The sequence below is a fragment of the Bifidobacterium jacchi genome, from assembly GCF_009078285.1.
GTDB lineage: Bacteria > Actinomycetota > Actinomycetes > Actinomycetales > Bifidobacteriaceae > Bifidobacterium > Bifidobacterium jacchi.
On record NZ_RQSP01000020.1, the window covers coordinates 1 to 18,918 of the forward strand.

An 18,918-nucleotide genomic window follows, 5' to 3' on the forward strand; every position below is an offset into this window, starting at 1 on the left:
ACTGATCATCGTCGCAGAGCCGGGCGAAGACCAAAGTGCGCAAGAATCCGGGCACTACCAACCAAGTCAGGAAATATATATACACTTCGACACGCCGGCGAATTACGCTCACTGGGACCGTCTCGGCAGACCGTCTCGGCGATCACAATTCGGGAGAAGAACGGCTATCTCCCGAATTTCGTTCGCTGGGATTGTGTCAGTGATCATTATTCGGGAATATGGCCCATTGCTCCCGAATGTTGTTCGCTGAGCGGCCGGCAGTGATCGAAATTCGGGAGAAGTGGCCTCGATTCCCGAATTTCGATCACTGGAGAACACCTCGATGTGTCTTTCACCGTGACTTTCATCGTGCTTTTCCCCATCGTGTGCATGGGATGTATGCCGCGTGGACTATCCGTGGCCATCGTGTGCACAGGATGTATGTCGTCGGATGCATCGTGTGCATGGAACGGATGTGTAGAGGCGCGAAACGCGCGCTTCGTGTACGTCGTATGCACACGATCGCGTAGATGTACGTTCCGTGCACACGATCAGCAGCGCCTTATGTACGTTCCGTGCACACAATCAACGGCCCGACACGTCCGGGAGGGCCCCATCATACCCCGTTATGCACGTGCCATGCACACGATGACTACAGGGGGATGAGAAGGATGGGCCGATCTCAAGGGACAGAGCAGTGCAGAGCCGACCGGCTATGAAGCCGACTGGATGCAGGGGCTGAAATCCTCAATCATGAGCAAGGCAAATCACTGGGCGGCGTGTGCTGTCACAGCGTGAGCGCAGGCGACATGTGCAGTCGCATGCGCTCTGCGCATCGATTGCAACCTCGATCGCAATGCTGATTGCGCATCGATTGCGACATCGATCACTCACCGATTGCACACTTGGAATTCATTCCCCATTCATCCCATGTTCAACCCCTCGCAACCCAAGTTTTCCAAGGGAAAACGGGGTTGTCATTGTCTGTTTCTCGCGGGACAATGACACTACACAGACGTGTCGTCTGCCGTTGACGCAACCGCTGACAACTGCCTCGCAATGGCATCCGACACGCAGACGGTCAGCGCGGCGCGCGGAGAGGGGTACAGAAATGACCCGGGCGATAACGAAACTCGGCGAGTCCGATCAATCAGACGATCCGAACCAGCGGCCGGCATGGCAGCAACGCCAACGTCAGCAACACCAGCAGCATCCATCGCCAACGCCGCTGCGCCGCGCGATCACACGCCTCGCAGCCGTCGTGGCCGCGACCACCGCAATGGCGCTCGCTCTCGCGGGCTGCTCGTCCGGAAACGGCTCGGACTCAGCGAACGAATCCGGCGACTCCTCGAAGACGCAGACCTTCACTCCGAAGTCCGGCAAGTCCTCCGGCAAGCTGACCATCGCCTCCGGCTCGGAGAACCGCGAGGTCGCGTCGGCCGTGCAGAAGGCCGCCGAAGACTCCGGCGTCACGGTCACGCTCGACTACATGGGTTCGCTCGACATCATGAGCACCCTCAAGCGCGGCGGCGACCAGTACGATGCTGTGTGGCCGGCCAGCTCCATGTGGATCTCGATGGGCGACACGAAGCATATCGTCAAGGACCAGCAGAGCACCTCCACCACGCCGATCGTCTTCGGCATCGCCAAATCCAAGGCGGTCTCGCTCGGCTGGGCGTCCGACGACGGCACCACGAAGCCGGTCAGCACCAAGGATCTCATCGATGCGGTGAGCGCCGGCAAACTGACGTTTTCGATGACCAGTGCCACCCAATCCAATTCCGGCGCTTCCGCCTACCTCGCGTTCCTCACCGCGCTCAGCGGCAAGAACGAGGCGCTCACCTCCGCCACGCTCAAGGATGCGAAACTGCAGGAATCCGCCAAAACGCTGCTGAGCGGCGTCGATCGCAGTTCGGGCAGCTCCGATTGGCTCAAGGACATGGTCGTCGCCAACCCGGATCGTTTCGATTCGATGGTCAACTACGAATCGCTGGTGATCGCCGCCGACCTTGAGCTCACCAAGGCGGGTAAGGACCCGCTGCTGGCGATCTACCCATCGGACGGCATCGCGGTCAGCGATTCGCCGATCGGCTACGTCGACCGCGGGCAGAACAGCGAAAGCGCGTATCGTGACTTCGTCAAGGCGCTCACGTCGAAGGACGGCAAGCTTTTGTTCGAGCAGGCCGGTCGGCGCACCGGTCTTGGAGGCCGCCTCGCCTATGCGTCGGACGCCAAGGTCAAGGACGCGTTCCGCGCCGAATGGGGCATCAACACCAGCGCCGACGCGCTCAAGACCATCGCGCTGCCCTCGGCGAGCGTGATCAGCGAGGCGCTGGACGTCTACCAGCGCGATCTGCGCAAGCCCAGCTGGACGGTGTGGGTGGTCGATTATTCCGGCTCCATGTTCGGCGCCGGCAAGAATGGCGTGGTCAACGGCCTCAAGTCGGCGCTCGACCCCGCCGAAGCGGCGAAGTCGATGATCGAACCGGGCGATGAGGACGTCAACATCCTCATTCCGTTCAATTCGGAGGCGATGAGCGCGATCAGGGCCACCGGCACCGACACGTCCGATCTGCTCGCGCAGGCCGAATCGTTGGATGCCAGCGGCGGCACCAACATCTACGACGGTCTCGACAAGGCGCTGGAGAGCAACATGCCGTCCGATCCGTCGAAGTACACCACCGCCATCGTGCTGATGACCGACGGTCAGTCGCTGACCGACGATCAGTCCACGTTCAACGACAACTACCGGTCCGCGTCCAGGCAGTATCCGATCTTCTCGATCATGTTCGGCGACGCCGACCCGACTCAGCTCAAGGAGATCGCCACGCTGTCGAATGCGAAGGTGTTCGACGGGCGCAACGGCGATCTTGCATCCGTGTTCCGTCAGGTGAAGGGCTACAACTGATGGTGTCGTTGATATTGGGTTTCATTGCCGGGCTGCTGCTCGGCGGCGCCGCGTTCGCGCTGCTGCATGGCGGGCTGCTGGGATTGGCGGTCGGTGCCGTGGTTGCGGTGGGCGGCTATGTGGGCGTGTCGCTGATCGCCGAACGGCCGCGCAAGATCGGCGATATGACCGCTGATCTGGTGCCGGATGGCGACAAGGCGCTGGCTGCGATCGATGCGGCGAACGCGAGGCTGAAGTCGATTCGCGCGCTGTCCGCCAGAGTGATCGATGGGCGGGTCAACAAGGAGGCCGCCGACTTCATTGCGGCCACCGAGGCGCTGATCCGATACGTGAACACCGATCCGCATTCCTATCCGACGCTCAGCCACTACATCAACGTGTATGGCGAGCAGACCGAAAGCCTGATCAAGGGCTATCTCGACGTGGAGCGCTCCGGCGTGCCGTCGCAGATAGCCAGGGCGCGCACCGAGGCCATCGAGGCGCTTCAGGCGTTGGAGACCACGGCCGCCGGCGAACTGCGCCGCGCGGTGGAGGCCAAGACGCTCGCGTTGTCGGCGGATTCCGATGCGATCGTGCGGCTGGCCAGCATGGACGGATACGATCTGGATGCCGCCGCGTCGGCGGACGGCGCTGCCGACGTTGCCGGTACGGCTGAAGCCGACGGCGCGACCGGCGCATCTGACGCTGCCGGCGCATCTGGCGCAACTGACCCGGCCGACACGACCGGGCGACGAGGGGAGAGGCAATGAGATTCACGAAAGCCAAAGTCGCCGGACTCGTGACGCTTCTACTGGTGTTTCTGGTGTTCGGCGGCATCATCGTATGGCGTCAGTCGCAGCCGAAGCCGGTTGAGCTCACCACGGTCAACGGATATCTGGGCGGCGAGAAGATCTCGCTGTTCGACGACGAGCAGTTCGACAAACTCGCCGAGGCGCAGGGGCTGAAGGTCGATTACCGCAAGGCCGGCTCGCTGGCCATGATGGATGCCGACCGCAAGGGCATGGACTATCTGTTCCCCTCGTCGCGCGCCGCCGTGGAATACGGCAAGGCGAAGGGCGTGGACACTTCGCGCGGTGATATCGTATTCAATTCGCCGATCGTGCTGTACACGCACAAGCCGGTGGCCGAGGCGCTCGTCAAATCCGGGCTGATGAGCAGGACGGACGGCGTGTATCGCATGGACATGGCCAAGGCGGTCGATGCGATGATCGCCGACAAGACGTGGGCCGATGTCGGCTGGACGTCGGGATACGGCCAGTTCCGCATCGATTCGACCGATCCGGTCAAATCGAATTCCGGCAACGAATACGCCGCCCTCATCGCCACCGTCCTCAACGGCGGCCGTCCGGCGACGACCGCGTCGATCAGCCGCGACGGCGACAAGATCAGCGCGATCTTCTCGAAATCAGGCTGGATGGAGACCAGTTCCGAGGATTCGTTCAACCAGTTCCTCAACCTCGGCGTCGGCTCCAAGCCGCTGATGGTCGGCTACGAAAGCCAGATCCTCGATCTTGCCGTCAACGATCCCGACGCGTGGAACCAGGTCAAGGACGACGTCGTGATCGTCTACCCGACGCCGACCGTATGGTCCACCCATGTGTTCATCCCCACCGACGACAACGGCGAAAAGCTGCTCAAGCTGCTCAAAGGCGGCGACGTGCAGAAGCTCGCATGGGAGCGCCACGGATTCCGGGCGGCGAACTTCAACGGCACGTCCAGCATCTCACGGTTCAAAGTGCCAGGCACGCTCGAATCGATCAGTGCCGTATCGGAACTGCCCGGCAACGACGCGATGAACGCGTTGATCACCCTGCTATCGAAAGGACAATGACATGGCCAAGGAAATATCCCTCGCCGACCTGACCAAAGGATCCGACGCGGCGGCCCCGGCGACCGCGACCGCGGATGAGTCGCAGGCGCTGACGCTTAACGATCTCAACGGCACCGGCAACGTGCTGGAGGCGAATCACGCCCAGCTGACGCCCGAGGCGCAGCTCGACGCGCAGATCGCCAACCTTCCCGATGCGGATCGCGCCCGCATCATGCAGCTGGCCGACGGCATCGACTTCACGAAGAAGGGCATCGAATCGTCATACGCCAAGGATGCGCAGCGGTCCACGTCGAGCTTTGCCGACGACATTCTTGCCAAAGTGCAGTCCAAGGACACCGGTCAGGCCGGCGAACTGCTGCAGAATCTGCTGACCACCGTCGATGACGCCGATCTGGGCGCGATCCGCAAGGTGCCGATTCTGGGCAATCTGCTGGGCGGCGCCGACAAGCTGCGTCGCCGGTATCAGAAGGTGTCGTCGCAGATCGACGAGATCGTCGGCAAGCTGGAGGCGCAGCAGACCCGTCTGGTCGCCGACATCTCCCTGTACGACACCATGTACCAGCAGAACGCCGAACAGTACCGTCAGCTCAAGATGTACGTGCTCGCCGGCAAGACCGCCCTGCGCGACTTCAACCGCGACCAGCTGCCCAGGCTCGAAGCCCAGGCGCAGGCCTCCAGCGATCCGATGCAGGCGCAGATCCTCACCGATTTCAAGGCCAAGCTCGACCGGTTCGCCAAGCGGCTCGACGATCTCGACCGCGTGTCGGTGGTGGCGCTGCAGACCGCGCCGCAGATCAAGATCATCCAGAACGCCGATCAGACCATCGTCGACAAGATCGACACGACGATCTCCACGACGATTCCCGTGTGGAAGTCGCAGATGGTGATCGCGCTCGGCCTGGAGAACCAGCGCAAGGCGCTTGACCTGCAGAAGCAGGCCGACGACGTGACCAACCGCATGCTCGCCCAGAACGCGCGCGCCCTGCATCAGGGTGCCGTGGACGCCGAACGCGCCAACCAGCGTGCGGTCATCGACACGGAGACGCTGGAGAAGGTCAACAGCGAGCTGATTTCGACGCTGCGCGAGACCGTGCAGATCCAAAAGGAGGGCAAGGCCAACCGCGAGGCCGCCGAGGTCAAGATGCGCCAGATCGAGGCCGATCTCAAGAACGCGCTCATCGACAACGCCCAGCAGATGCGCTGACGGCATTGCGCTGACGCTTTCGCGCGGGTGCCTTCGGCGCATGCCGCGATGTGCGACTTGTGTTAAGGTCGATCGGTATGCGCAGCGGTATGCGGGCTTGCACCGCGTCGAGGCAAGGTGGTGGCGATGGACTGGCATGCGTCGGTATACGGATCTCGCGCGGGAGACGACTCATTCGGCGGTGATTCCGGCGGATTCGGCGGTTCCGATGGTCCCGGATCGTACGGCTCGTACGGCTCGGGTTCCTATGGCTCGTATACCTCGGGCTCGTCCGGCTCGGGCTACCCCGGCGTCGATTCCCGGGATTATTCGGATAGTTCGGATTATCCGGATTTTTCGGACGACGCGGCCGGCGTGGACGGCAGAATCTACGGGCATGTCGTCACCATCGACGAGGACGATCTGCGTCGCGCCTCCGGCTACGCCTACTATCGTGCGAACGAGGTGATCTTCGGCCATCGGCTCTCCGGGCTGGCCGCCACCGACATCGGCGACTATCTGGTGCTGTCGGGGTCGAGTCGAGCGGCGGACGGATTCGGGGACGACTACGAGGTGTCCGCGCTCATCGACGAATCGTCGGGCGGACTGGTCAAATCCCACTGCAGCTGCCCGGCGTTCGGCCGGTACGGCGCATTGTGCTGCAAGCACGTCGTGGCGCTCGCGCGCATGTACAACGAATCGCCCGAGCTGTTCCACCAGACGAGATCCAGCGATGATTCCCTCGTGCAGCGCACGACGTGGCAGTCCCGACCGCAGACCGGTGCCGGTGCGTCAGGCCGTCGCAAGGGTGCCAAATCCAAGTCGGCCAAGCAGCGGACGTCGTATCCGCTGGCCGTGTTCATGCAGCAGGAGACCGAACGCATTCGTCAGCGCGATCAGCAGCGTCAGGTGGGGCTGCTGCGGCGCATCAGCGGGCTGTCGGCCGCCGACGATGCCGCGACAGGCGGCCGCGGCGGCAACGTGGGCAACGCGGGCGGCATCGACAATGTCGGCAACGCCGGCGCGGCGGGAATCGTGCCGCCGGGAAGCATCGTGCTTCAGCCGCAACTGCAATGCTTCGGCAACGGCACCGGATGGCAGCTCAGGCTGCGCATCAGCTGTCCGAGTCGTTCGGCGACCTACGTCGTCAAGGATCTCGGCGATCTGGCATCCCTCGTGCGCGCGGGGTCGTTCCATGCCTACGGCAAGAAGCTCGCGTTCATCCACGAATCGGACGCGTTCGACAAGCGTTCCCAAGGACTGCTCGATATTCTCGACCGGGCGATGCGCATCCGGCGTTCGGTCGCCTCCGACTATTCCGACACCTACCGCTACCAGTACTATCGCCCCAAGTCCCAGGTCGGGCAGCTCACCTTGACCGACGACGAGGCGGTGGAGCTGTTCGATCTGTATGTCGATTCCGGCGTGCCGCTCAACATCGCCGTGCCGGGCAGCTACACCACCGACACCGTGCCGACGACGGTGGTCGACGGCAATCCGGATCTGGGCATACGCATCACCCCGTTTCAGGACGGATACCGCATCGAGCACCGATTGAGCATCGTCGCGCTCGCCGCCGGTCGCCAGTCGTCGTATGTGCTGGTGGTGCCGTCGAGGAGCCCTGCGAATCCGAAACCGGCCGAACGCGGCATGCTGTGTCGCTGCGACGCTGCATTGGTGCGCAACGGCCGGCTGTTGCGCATGCTGTGCGGCGATGGCGGCGACGGCATGTTTCTGTCGGGTGCGGACGCGAGTTCGTTCGCTCAGACCGTGCTGCCCGCATTGCGCCGGATGGCTGCCGGGGCGGCGCATGGTGATGCGGGTGCGGATGGCGGCGCGTTCGGCGGTGCAGCCGATGGCGGTGCGGTGCCGAACGATGCTGCATCCGACGGTGCAGACGGCGGCAATGCAGACGCGCCGGCGGCACCCTCAGGCGAGACCGGCGGCGGTCTCGATATCGAGATTCCCGATTCGCTTGAGGGACTGATGCGCGTGCCCTGCAGCATCGGCTTCTATCTTGACCGATCCGACGGTCTGGTGACCTGCGATGCGAGGGCGCGATACGGTGATCGGTCCTTCGAGGTGTTCGCCGGCATCGGCGCGCACGAGCCCGTCGAACGCGACAAGGCGTTGGAGCGTCTTGCCGTCGAGGCGGTGTCGCATTATTTCCCGCGTCCAAGCGAGGGCACGGTCGCTGCGATCGATGAGACGGACGAGGATGCGGTGTGGAATCTGCTGCGCGAGGGGCTGTCCGTGCTGCGCAGCGTGGGCGAGGTCTATGCCACGCCCGCGTTCGACGGGCTGAGCGCGGCGCCGCGACCGGTCATTCGCGTCGGCTTGTCGATGAAGTCCGATCTGGTGGAGATCTCGCCGATCGCCGACGAGATCGATCCCAAGGACGTGCCGGCCCTGCTGTCCAGCTACCGGCATCGTCGGCGCTTCCACAGGCTGCGCAGCGGCGCGTTCGTCGATATGGCCGATGTGGACGTCTCCGCGGTCAGCCGGATCGCCGACGATCTGGGCATCGACATGGAGCGTCTTGAGGACGGGTCGGTGGACGTGCCGTCGTGGGATGCCTACTATCTCGACCATGAGGTTGACGACGGCTACAAGGATGTCGCGTTCAGACGCTATCTCGAAGCGACGCGCGTCATCGACCCGACCGCCTACGTCGTGCCCGAATCGCTCAAGCATGTGCTGCGTCCCTATCAGGTCGAGGGATTCCGCTGGCTCAACGCCATTTGCGACAAGAACTTCGGCGGCATTCTCGCCGACGAGATGGGTCTGGGCAAGACGGTCCAGCTGTTGTCGCTGCTGGTCGCCAAACGCGACGAACAGCGCAGGGTCGGTCCGACCCTGATCGTCTGCCCGGCATCGCTGGTCTACAACTGGTCGGCGGAATGCGCGAAGTTCGCGCCATCGCTCAACGTAGGGGTCGTGGCCGGTTCCGCCGCCGAACGCAAGGCGATGCTCGACGGGGTGCGTGGCGCTGCTGTCGTGGATGATGCTGCTGTCGTGGATGATGCTGCCGGCGTGGATGATGCTGCCGGAGCAAGCGAACCGCCGACCGTCATCCCCGACGTGCTCATCACCTCGTATGATCTGCTGCGCCGCGACATCGAGAACTACGACGGCATCGAGTTCTACTGCGTGACGCTCGACGAGGCGCAATACATCAAAAACGCCGCCACCAAGGCATCGAAGGCCGTTCGCCTCATCGCGGCACGGCATCATTTCGCGCTCACCGGCACGCCGATCGAAAACCGTCTGGCCGAATTGTGGAGCATCTTCGACTTTCTCATGCCCGGCATGCTCGGCTCGTACCGACGGTTCTCCGAACGTTTCGAGCGTCCGATCCTCTCCGGTGACGAGGATGTGCAGTCGCGGCTCAAGGCGCTGGTCGGCCCGTTCATCCTCAGGCGTCTCAAGAAGGACGTGCTCAAGGAGCTGCCGGACAAGATCGAAAACGTCATCACCGTGCAGCTCGCCGGCGAACAGCGTCGCCTGTATGCGGCCCTTGAGCAGCAGCTGCGGGCGTCGATCAACCGGCAGAGGGACGACGAGTTCGCGATGGGCAAGATACAGGTGCTCGCCCAGCTGACCCGTCTTCGCGAGGTCTGCTGCGATCCACGGCTGCTGTACGCGAACGTCCAAGGCGACGACGATGCGCGCGATGCGCGCGATGCGGCCAGCTCGGCAGCATCAGCCAAATCAGCGGCATCAGCCAAATCAGCTGTGAAACAACCCGTGAAACAATCCGGAAAGCCGGGAAGACGCCCCTCGTCGGCCAAACTCGACGCCATCGAGGAGCTGGTCGCCAGCTGCATCGACGCCGGCAGCAGAATGCTGATCTTCTCCCAGTTCACCAGCTATCTCGATCTGATCGCCGAGCGGCTGCGCGCGGACGACGTCGACTACTATACGATCACCGGCGCCACGCCGAAGAAGAAGCGTCTGGAACTGGTCGATCGCTTCAACGCCGGCGACACGCCGGTCTTCCTCATCTCGCTCAAGGCGGGCAACACCGGACTCAACCTCACCGGAGCGAACGTGGTGGTCCACGCCGACCCGTGGTGGAACGCCGCCGCTCAGAATCAGGCGACCGATCGTGCGCACCGCATCGGCCAGACGCGCGATGTGAACGTCTATCAGATCGTCGCCAAGGACACGATCGAGGAGCGCATTCTGCGACTGCAGCAGTCGAAGACAGATCTCGCATCGCGGTTCGTCGACGCGGCCTCTGCGACCGGCCATTCGATCGCCTCGCTGACGCGCGACGATCTGCTTGCGCTGCTTGGCTGACTGTGCTGTGTGACTGACTTGTGCTGTGTGGTCGGCCATGCTGCGTTGCCGGCTGTGCTGCATAGCCGGCTGCGCTGCGTTGCCGGCGACCATCTGACTGCGTTGTGGGCGGCTGTGGGCGAAATCGCCATGACGGGACTACACTGGCGGTGATCGCCTCGCGCGACGGCCGTGCCGCGTGAGGCATGCATTGTCGTTTCGCAATTGTTGGGGAAAGAGGCGATTATGGGATTCGGCAAATCCATGACCGTAAGTGAGATGATCGGTCAATTCATCAAACCGGAAGCGCCCATCTATGTCAAGGCGTTCGACGGATCGACGTTCGGCGAGCCGTCCGCCGACCTGCGCGTGCGGGTTGTGCGTCCGGATGCCGTCTATCAGCTGTTGACCCAACCCAATGAGATCGGCGCGGTGCGAGCCTACGTGCTTGGCGACATCGACTTCGACGGCATCGACTACGCCGATCCGTACCCGCAGATGCGTCAGCTGCTCGCCATCGCGCCCTACGTCAAGCCGATCAGGCCGCTGGCCGTCGCCAAGGTCGCCTCCGGCGTGTTCAGCCACGGATTGCGTCGTCCGCCTGTGCCGGCCACCGAGGGGCCAAGCAAATTCGACCGCATCAAGCGCGGTCTGCTGCCGCACACGGAGAAGGCGGATTCCCAAACCGTGAGCTTCCACTACGACATGTCCAACGAGTTCTACGCCGACTTTCTCGGCCCCTCGATGACCTACACCTGCGCGGTGTTCGACGATCCGTCGATGAGCCTTGAGGACGCGCAGGCCAACAAGCTGCGGCTCATCCTCGACAAGCTGGGTCTTGAGCCCGGTCAGCGGCTGCTTGACATCGGCTGCGGCTGGGGATCGATGGTCATCACCGCCGCCCGTCGCGGCATCAAGGCGCTCGGCGTCACGTTGTCCAAGGAGCAGGCCGAGTATGCGAACGAGTGGATCGCGCGCGAAGGGCTGTCCGATCTCGCCGAGGTGCGCGTGCAGGACTATCGCGAGGTGCCGGAAAGCGACTTCGACGGCATCTGCTCGATCGGCATGATGGAGCACGTCGGCGTGAAGAACTACCAGCGCTATTTCGAGGAGATGTTCCGTCTGCTCAAGCCGATGGGCCGACTCCTCAACCATCAGATCACCATCAGCCACGACAAGCCCAACGGCAAGCCGGGCACCGACGAGTTCCTCGACCGCTACATCTTCCCCGACGGCGACCTCGGCACGCCGGGCTTCATCGAATCATGCATCCATGATGCCGGCTTCAACGTCGTGCATCAGGAGAATCTGCGCCAGCACTACGCGCTGACGCTGCATCATTGGAACCGCAACCTTTCCGAGCACTGGGACGACGCCGTCAAGCAGGTCGGATTCGAGCGTGCCAAGGTCTGGGGCCTGTACATGGCCGCCTGCTCGCTCAACTTCGAGCTTGACGGCATTCAGATTCACCAGTTCCTCGCCGTGCGTCCCGACCGCGTGGGTCACCCGATGGGCGACTGGTATCCGCTGCGCCCGTGGTGGAAGGCCTGATCGCACAGTCGGTCTGATCGCGTGCCCGCTCACACGGCGATTTCGCGCATGCGCTCGATCGCATCGGTATTGGTCTCGTGGCGCATCGAATAGATCGCCAACAGCGCCACCGAGACCACCGCCAGCGGCAGTCCGCCAAGCGCGGTGAAGTGATAGTTCATATTCGACAGACTGAGCATCGCGCCGCCGACGATCGAACCGACCGCATTGCCGAAATTGAACGCCACCTGAACGGCGGCACCGGCGAGCAGTTCGCCGCCGCCCTTGCCGGCCTCGACCATCAGCAGCTGCTGCGGCGTGGAGATGAAGAACAGGCCGAACGCGATCCAGAAGGTGAACAGCGCGCAGCTGACATACGAGCCGGGCACCAGAAAGACAAGCAGCAGACCGATGCCGGACAGCATCTGCCCGACGGCGGCGGTGCCGGCATGCCGCCAATGATCGGTGATCTGGCCGCCGACGATGCCGCCGACCACCATGCCGAATCCGGCGAGCATCATCATGAACGGCACGATGTCGGCAGCGTAGCCGCCTACGTGCTGCAGCCACGGCGACACGTAGCTCCACCAGCAGAACACGCCCGCATTGCCGGTGAACACGGCCCCCAGAATCACCCACGGGCCGGGCTTGGTAAGGAATCGGAACTGGCCGGCGAGACCGACGTCCTTGACTGCGGCGACCTCGGGAATCCATGCCAGCGAGAGCAGTATCGTTGCGGCGGCCCATGCGGCAAGCAATGCGAATGTAAGCCGCCACGAAACGGATTCGGCCATCAGCGTGCCGATGCCGACGCCGAGCATGTTGGCCAGCGTCTGCCCGGTGACCATCACCGACACGGCCTGCGCCTCCTTGCCCTTGTCGGCCACCGTCTTGGCGATCAGCGTGGCGGTGCCGAAGAACGCGCCGTGCGGCAGACCCGAGATGAATCGCGCGATGATCAGCATGGATGCGTTCAGCGAAACCGCGGAGAGGAGGTTGCCGACCATGGTGATCACCATGAACAGGATGATCAGCCGCTTCGGCGGTATGCGGCGGCCGAAGACGAGCATCAGCGTGCCGAAGCACACGCCGATCGCATAGGAGGAGATGAAATGGCCTGCGGTTGGGATGTCCACCTGCATGGCGGCGGCGGTCTGCGGCAGAATGCCCATCATCACGAATTCGGCGGCGCCAAGCGCGAATGCGCCGAATGCGAGGGCGATCAGGCTTTTCTTCATGACGGTTCCTTCTTGTGGCTGCTTGTGGCTGCTTGTGGCTGCTTGGTTGGTGATGGGTTTGCGGGCTTGTGATTGATGTGGGGACAAAGAAAAGGGAACCACTGAGCTATCAGTGATTCCCTTGTCGTTGATGCGTCGGGCTGGCGGGATTTGAACCCGCGGCCTCTTCGTCCCGAACGAAGCGCGCTACCAAGCTGCGCTACAGCCCGTTTTGGCAACGCCCGCTATATTACAACGTACAGTTGGCGAGTCAAGTTTCGGCGTGTCGTGGGTGTGTGGCGGATATGTTGTTGACGTATTTCGCGCACGCGTGGTATATCGCGCAATATCGCTACACTGGGGCGGTATGTGTGAAACTCAGGAATCCCAGACTAATTCCCAGACCAATGAGGAAGAGGCGGCGCCGGTCGCGATGACCACGGTCGAGCACGCCGAGATGCTGTTGGAGCAGGATCGTGCGATTGCCAGGCGCATCGCCGATGGCGCGACGCTGGATGAAACCGTGGACCCGTCGAACAAGGAGTTCGGTCCGCTTGCGCACCCCGAGCAGGTGCAGATGCGAGTCGCCAAGCGTGCGATGATGCTGGACGCGGGCCTTCAGCCGTATCCGGTGCATCTGGATGTCGACCACACCATCGAGCAGATCCGCGCCACCTACGACGGCAAGCTCCAGCCGGGCGAGGAGACCGAGGACATGGTCGGCGTGGCCGGTCGCGTGCTGTTCCTGCGCAACAGCGGCGGACTGTGCTTCGTGCAGCTTGCGGCCGGCGACGGCACGAAGCTGCAGGGCATGATCTCGAAGAAGGAGATCGGGGCCGACTCCCTCAAGCAGTTCAAGCAGTTCGTCGATCTGGGCGACCACCTGTATCTGCGCGGTCGTGTGATCGCGTCGAAGACCGGCGAGCTGTCGGTGTTCGCCACTGAGTGGGCGATCGCCTCGAAGGCGCTCCAGCCGCTGCCAGCACTGCACAAGGACCTCAACGACGACACGCGCACGCGCAAGCCCTATGTGGCGATGATCGCCGATGAGAAGACGCGCGACATGGTGCGCAACCGTTCCAAGGCGGTCGCCTCGCTGCGCCACACGTTCGCGAGCCATGACTTCCTTGAGGTCGAAACTCCGATGCTCCAGACCGTGCACGGCGGCGCGGCGGCGCGCCCGTTCACCACGCATATGAACGCGTTCGATCTCGACCTCTACCTGCGCATCGCGCCGGAGCTGTTTTTGAAGCGTTGCCTCGTCGGCGGCATCGACCGCGTGTTCGAGATCAACCGTGACTTCCGCAACGAGGGCGTCGACGCCACGCACGCCCCCGAATTCACGATGGTCGAGGCATACCAGGCGTACGGCACGTACGACACGATCGGCCAGCTTGTCAAGGAACTCGTGCAGAAGACCGCGATGGACGTGTTCGGCTCGCACAAGGTCACGCTGCTCGACGGCACCGAATACGACTTCGGCGGCGAGTGGAAGACGATCAGCATGTACGATTCGCTCTCCGAGGCGCTCGGCGAGGGAATCGTGCCCAACGGCGGCCCGGACGCGCCGGGTACGAGCGTCGAGCATCTTGGCGCGATCGCCGACAAGCTTGGCGTCGAGCGCGACGAGGTCGAGAACCACGGCAAGCTCGTCGAACACCTGTGGGAGCACTTCTACGAGGACAAGCTCTACGAGCCGACATTCGTGCGCGACTTCCCGGTTGAGACCTCGCCGCTGGTCAAGGGCCACCGCTCCAAGCCCGGCGTGGTCGAGAAGTGGGATCTCTACGTGCGTGGCTTCGAGCTGGCCACCGGCTACTCCGAGCTCAACGATCCGGTCGTGCAGCGCGAGCGCTTCGTTGCTCAGGCCAAGGACGCCATGGCCGGCGACGAGGAGGCCTGCGACATCGACGAGGACTTCCTCGAGGCGCTCGGCGTGGGCATGCCTCCGGCAGGCGGCATGGGCATGGGCATCGACCGACTGCTCATCGCGCTGACCGGTGCCACGATTCGCGAGACCATCACCTTCCCGCTCGTCAAGCCGCTCGTCGCCTGAGTCGGTGGCTGATGCGGCCGCCTTCGCCACGGTAATCGGCATGGGCTAGGCTGGACGATATGAGTGCGAAATTGTGGTTCAAGGGCGCTCGCCCTATGACCTTGCCGGTGGCCGTATCGTCCGTTGTCGTGGGCGCGTGCGTCGCCTGGCCCATCATCGAGGGGCTGGGCGTCTGCCCTGCGGTTTCTCCCACGCCGGCCTATTGCGCGGCGAATGCCCAGCGTGCCGCGCTGCTGGGCTCGCGGTTCTGGCCGGTGCTGCTGTTGTGCCTTGCCGTGGCGGTGCTGCTGCAGGTCTCGGCCAATTATGCGAATGATTATTTCGACGGCATACGCGGCGTCGATGAGGGGCGCGGAACCGAGGGTGGCACGGCCGCCGGTGCTGATCAGGATGCGAATCAGGACGCGCGCAAGCATGACCCCAAGCCGATGCGTCTGACCGCATCCGGCAAGGTTGCTCCGCGTAATGTGCTGTTTGCGGCGATCGGCTGTGCGGTTGCCGCCTGCGTGCTCGGTCTGATCGCGGTCGTATGGACCGGGGCGTGGTGGCTGCTGGCGGTTGGTGTCGTCTGCGTGCTCGCAGCATGGGGGTATACGGGTGGCAAGCATCCATACGGATATGCCGGCCTTGGCGAACTCGGCGTGTTCGTCTGTTTCGGTCTGGCGGCGGTGCTTGGCACGCAGTACGCGCTGACCGGTGCCCTGAGCGTGTTCGGCATCATCTGCGCGGTGTGCGCCGGGCTGTTCGACTGCGTGGTGCTCATGGTGAACAATCTGCGCGATGTCGAATCGGATGATCGCCACGGCAAGCGCACGCTGGCGGTGCGGCTGGGTGCCCGGCGCGCGCGCATGGTGATGAATGTGGTCATCGTTCTTGCGTGGCTGATCGCGATCTACGTCGGCATGGCGCTGTGGATTCCGTGGGGCGGGGTGCTGATGGCTTCCGGCATCGGCGTTCCGGCTCGCTTGGTCAGTGGTCTTGCCAAGGGCGGCTATCGCGGCGCGCTCGCGGATTCCGTCTATCAGACCGTGCTGTTCGCGCTGGTCGTCGTCGTTGCGCTGATGATGTGATGATGCGGCGATGCGGTGGTGCGGCTGACGACTGCAGATGAGACGACGCGGCGGAGCGGCGATGCGGTGGTGCGGCGGATCGGCGGATCGGTGGATCGGCTGATCGGTGAGGTTGACCACCGTCGATCTCACGAATGGCGAATCGACGCGCGTGTTGACCCCACTCGGCTGTAGACTGGCCATATGACTTACAAACTAGTACTGCTCCGCCATGGGCAGAGCGCATGGAACAAAACCAATCAGTTCACCGGCTGGGTCGACGTCCCGCTGACCGAGCAGGGTGAAGCCGAGGCCAAGCGCGGCGGCGAGCTGCTCAAGGAGAAGAACGTCCTGCCGGACATCGTCTTCACCTCGCTGCTGCGTCGTGCCATCAACACCGCCAACATCGCACTGGACGCCGCAGATCGTCTGTGGATTCCGGTCGAGCGCAGCTGGCGTCTCAACGAGCGTCACTACGGCGCTCTGCAGGGCAAGAACAAGACCGAGATCCGTCAGGAGTACGGCGACGAGAAGTTCATGCTGTGGCGCCGCTCCTACGCCACCCCGCCGCCTCAGATCGACCCGAACGACCAGTACGCGCAGAACCATGACCCGCGCTACACCGGCGACCCGGTTCCGGAAGCCGAGTGCCTGGCCGATGTCGTCAAGCGCGTCGAGCCGTACTTCAAGTCCGATATCGAGCCGCAGCTGCGCGCCGGCAAGACCGTGCTGATCGCCGCTCACGGCAACTCGCTGCGTGCCATCGTCAAGATGCTCGACAACCTGACCGAGGAGGAGATCGCCAAGGTCAACATCCCGACCGCCATCCCGCTGCTGTACGAGCTGGACGACGATTTCAAGCCGGTCAAGCCGCGTGGCGAGTACCTCGACCCGGAGGCTGCCGCCGCCGGTGCCGCCGCCGTCGCCGCTCAGGGCCAGAAGTGATCTGACTCCCTGCGTCGCGTCTCTTGCTGATGGTGGGTTGCCGATTCGTCGGCAGTCGGTAGTCAGTAGGTTTTGGACGCTGGGCGCGGGATGATGGTCATTCGTTGTGGCCACCGATGTCGGTCGGCAAGACCGCTCATCAAGACCGGTCTTCGTCACTGATCATTGAGTGGGGGAGTTGCAGCAATGCAGCTTCCCCACTTTGTTTGTGTAGTGTTGTTTGGGCTGATGCTCGGATGTCAGTTCGGTTAGCTGGTTCGGCTTGTATCGGATTGTTTGTACCGGATTGTGATGTGGATTGTGCCGCGATGCGGTGCCATGGCTGCCGTGCCGTAGCTGTGGTGCCATGGCCATACGTCGGGTTGCGCACTTCGGATTGTTCGTGTCGCGTTGTTCGTGTCGCGTTGTTCGTGTCGGGGCGTGCAGCTGGTTTGCGCAGTCACGCGATCGTTTGTGATCGTTTACATCGCGTTGCGGGGCTTTCCGCGCAGCTTTCCGCGCTGCCATGGGTTTGTGAAATGCCCGTTTTTCCAGGCGCTTCTGTCATTATCGTTGGTGATGGCTCGTTGCTGAGCCGTTGGGATGGTAGAGAAATGGCGCTTTTCGGTTAAGACGCTCATCGACCAAGTCATCGACCAAGTCATCGACCAAGAAGAACCACGGAACTTGCGCCAAGCGGTGTCCCTGCTCTGGTGTCTTTGCTCTGGTGTCCCTCCTGCGTCTTTCTCTATCTTTCTCTATCTTTCTCTACCTCTCTCTAGTTCTCTCGCTTGCACTCGCTCGTGTTTCCTCGCTCGTGCTTCCTTTGCGCACTTCCTTTGCGCAAAGATTTTTCGGGATTTGCCCTGAGTTCGTGGAATCCTTGCGTTAATCGGCGTCTTAGCGCAAGTATTTTTCGGAATCCTCCTTGAGTTCGTAATATCTTTGCGCTAAGCCCTGTCCCAGCGCAAGGATTCTACGAAGTCCCCCTTCTTTCCGAGAAATCCTTGCGCTAAGCAGCGCCCGTCTCTCGTCGCCCTCTGGTGCTTCCTGTCTGGTGCTTCACTGTCTGGTGCTTCCTTTGCGCAAGGATTTTTCGGGAATTGCCCTGAGTTCGTAGAATCCTTGCGCTCAGCGACGTCTTAGCGCAAGGATTTTTCGGAATCCTCCTTGAGTTCGTAGAATCTTTGCGCTAAGCCCTGTCCCAGCGCAAGGATTTTACGAAGTTCCCCTTCTTTGCGAGAAATCCTTGCGCTAAACAGCGCCCATCTCTCGTCGCCCTCTGGTGCTTCCTGGCGCTTCCTGTCTGGTGCTTCCTTTGCGCAAGGATTTTTCGGGATTTGCCCTGAGTCCCTGGAATCCTTGCGCTAGGCGGCATCTCAGCGCAAGGATTTTTCGGAATCCTCCTTGAGTTCGTAGAATCCTTGCGCTAAGCCCTGTCCCAGCGCAAAGATTCTACGAAGTTCCCCTTCTTTCCGAGAAATCCTTGCGCGGAGCAGCTCGCAAGTGCAAGAGAATCTCGAAACAAGCCCGTCGCTCCCGAAATCAGCCCCGGCGAAGACACCGAGACCAAACCACACACCACACAAACTGGCGAAGACTCGTATTTTGTCACGGGACGTCGTGTGATCGGGCTGCGGGTGATCGACAATACGAGATACTTTGCCGATTCGGCTGAGTGGCCGACGATTCGTCCGATGAATCGTCCGACGAACCGTCTGATGAATCGCACGACGGATCGCCTGTGACGTTTTGCCCCACATGTCGCCCAAGCACATGTCCCCAGGCACGTGTCGCCTAGGCATCTTAGCGATTTGCCGTACAGGTATGGAAAAGCCTCCCGCCAAGGGGAGGCTTTTCCATACCTGTACGGAGCCAGATCGCAAGCCGGATCACCAGCCGGATTCACAAACTTGCTGAGTGAAATCCAAGCCTAAACCAGTGCCAAGCCTATTGGACA

General features: G+C 62.6%; 10 protein-coding genes and 1 tRNA gene. 9 read left to right on the plus strand and 2 right to left on the minus strand.

All coding sequences use genetic code 11. The annotated features are described in order from the left end of the window. The first annotated feature begins 1,090 nt into the window (after window positions 1–1,090). From EHS19_RS06385 to EHS19_RS06410, 6 genes are all read left to right on the plus strand, one after another. Complete coding sequence (locus EHS19_RS06385; protein ID WP_241677124.1) at window positions 1,091–2,887, plus strand: substrate-binding and VWA domain-containing protein; 1,797 nt, start codon at window positions 1,091–1,093, stop codon at window positions 2,885–2,887. Continuing rightward, complete coding sequence (locus tag EHS19_RS10775) at window positions 2,887–3,636, plus strand: 5-bromo-4-chloroindolyl phosphate hydrolysis family protein (RefSeq protein ID WP_206666330.1); 750 nt, start codon at window positions 2,887–2,889, stop codon at window positions 3,634–3,636. Before EHS19_RS06385 ends, EHS19_RS10775 begins: the two co-directional genes overlap by 1 nt. After that, entirely contained in the window at window positions 3,633–4,718 is a 1,086-nt protein-coding gene (locus tag EHS19_RS06395; RefSeq protein WP_151916954.1) for a substrate-binding domain-containing protein, read from the plus strand. Before EHS19_RS10775 ends, EHS19_RS06395 begins: the two co-directional genes overlap by 4 nt. Window position 4,719: 1 nt before the next feature. After that, window positions 4,720–5,922: a toxic anion resistance protein gene (locus EHS19_RS06400; protein WP_241677125.1), complete on the plus strand. Its 1,203-nt coding sequence runs from the start codon at window positions 4,720–4,722 to the stop codon at window positions 5,920–5,922. A 126-nt stretch (window positions 5,923–6,048) separates the two neighbouring features. Next, entirely contained in the window at window positions 6,049–10,203 is a 4,155-nt protein-coding gene (locus EHS19_RS06405) for a DEAD/DEAH box helicase (protein WP_151916955.1), read from the plus strand. Window positions 10,204–10,428: 225 nt separating this feature from the next. Beyond that, window positions 10,429–11,733: a class I SAM-dependent methyltransferase gene (locus EHS19_RS06410; RefSeq protein WP_151916956.1), complete on the plus strand. Its 1,305-nt coding sequence runs from the start codon at window positions 10,429–10,431 to the stop codon at window positions 11,731–11,733. A gap of 29 nt (window positions 11,734–11,762) precedes the next feature. On the opposite strand, the gene EHS19_RS06415 is transcribed toward EHS19_RS06410, so the two are convergent. Continuing rightward, window positions 11,763–12,950, minus strand: a complete 1,188-nt coding sequence (locus EHS19_RS06415) for an MFS transporter (protein ID WP_151916957.1) — start codon at window positions 12,948–12,950, stop codon at window positions 11,763–11,765. A 135-nt stretch (window positions 12,951–13,085) separates the two neighbouring features. Next, a tRNA-Pro gene (locus tag EHS19_RS06420) sits at window positions 13,086–13,159 on the minus strand. A 137-nt stretch (window positions 13,160–13,296) separates the two neighbouring features. On the opposite strand from EHS19_RS06420, the gene lysS reads away from it, so the two are divergent. From lysS to EHS19_RS06435, 3 genes are all read left to right on the plus strand, one after another. Further along, window positions 13,297–14,985 (plus strand): lysine--tRNA ligase, encoded by a 1,689-nt coding sequence (gene lysS / locus EHS19_RS06425; RefSeq protein WP_151916958.1) that lies wholly within the window; start codon window positions 13,297–13,299, stop codon window positions 14,983–14,985. A 59-nt stretch (window positions 14,986–15,044) separates the two neighbouring features. Continuing rightward, window positions 15,045–16,055, plus strand: coding sequence for a 1,4-dihydroxy-2-naphthoate octaprenyltransferase (menA, locus tag EHS19_RS06430; RefSeq protein WP_151916959.1), 1,011 nt, complete (start codon window positions 15,045–15,047; stop codon window positions 16,053–16,055). A 183-nt stretch (window positions 16,056–16,238) separates the two neighbouring features. Further along, window positions 16,239–16,979 (plus strand): phosphoglyceromutase, encoded by a 741-nt coding sequence (locus tag EHS19_RS06435; RefSeq protein ID WP_151916960.1) that lies wholly within the window; start codon window positions 16,239–16,241, stop codon window positions 16,977–16,979. The last annotated feature ends 1,939 nt before the right edge of the window (window positions 16,980–18,918 follow it).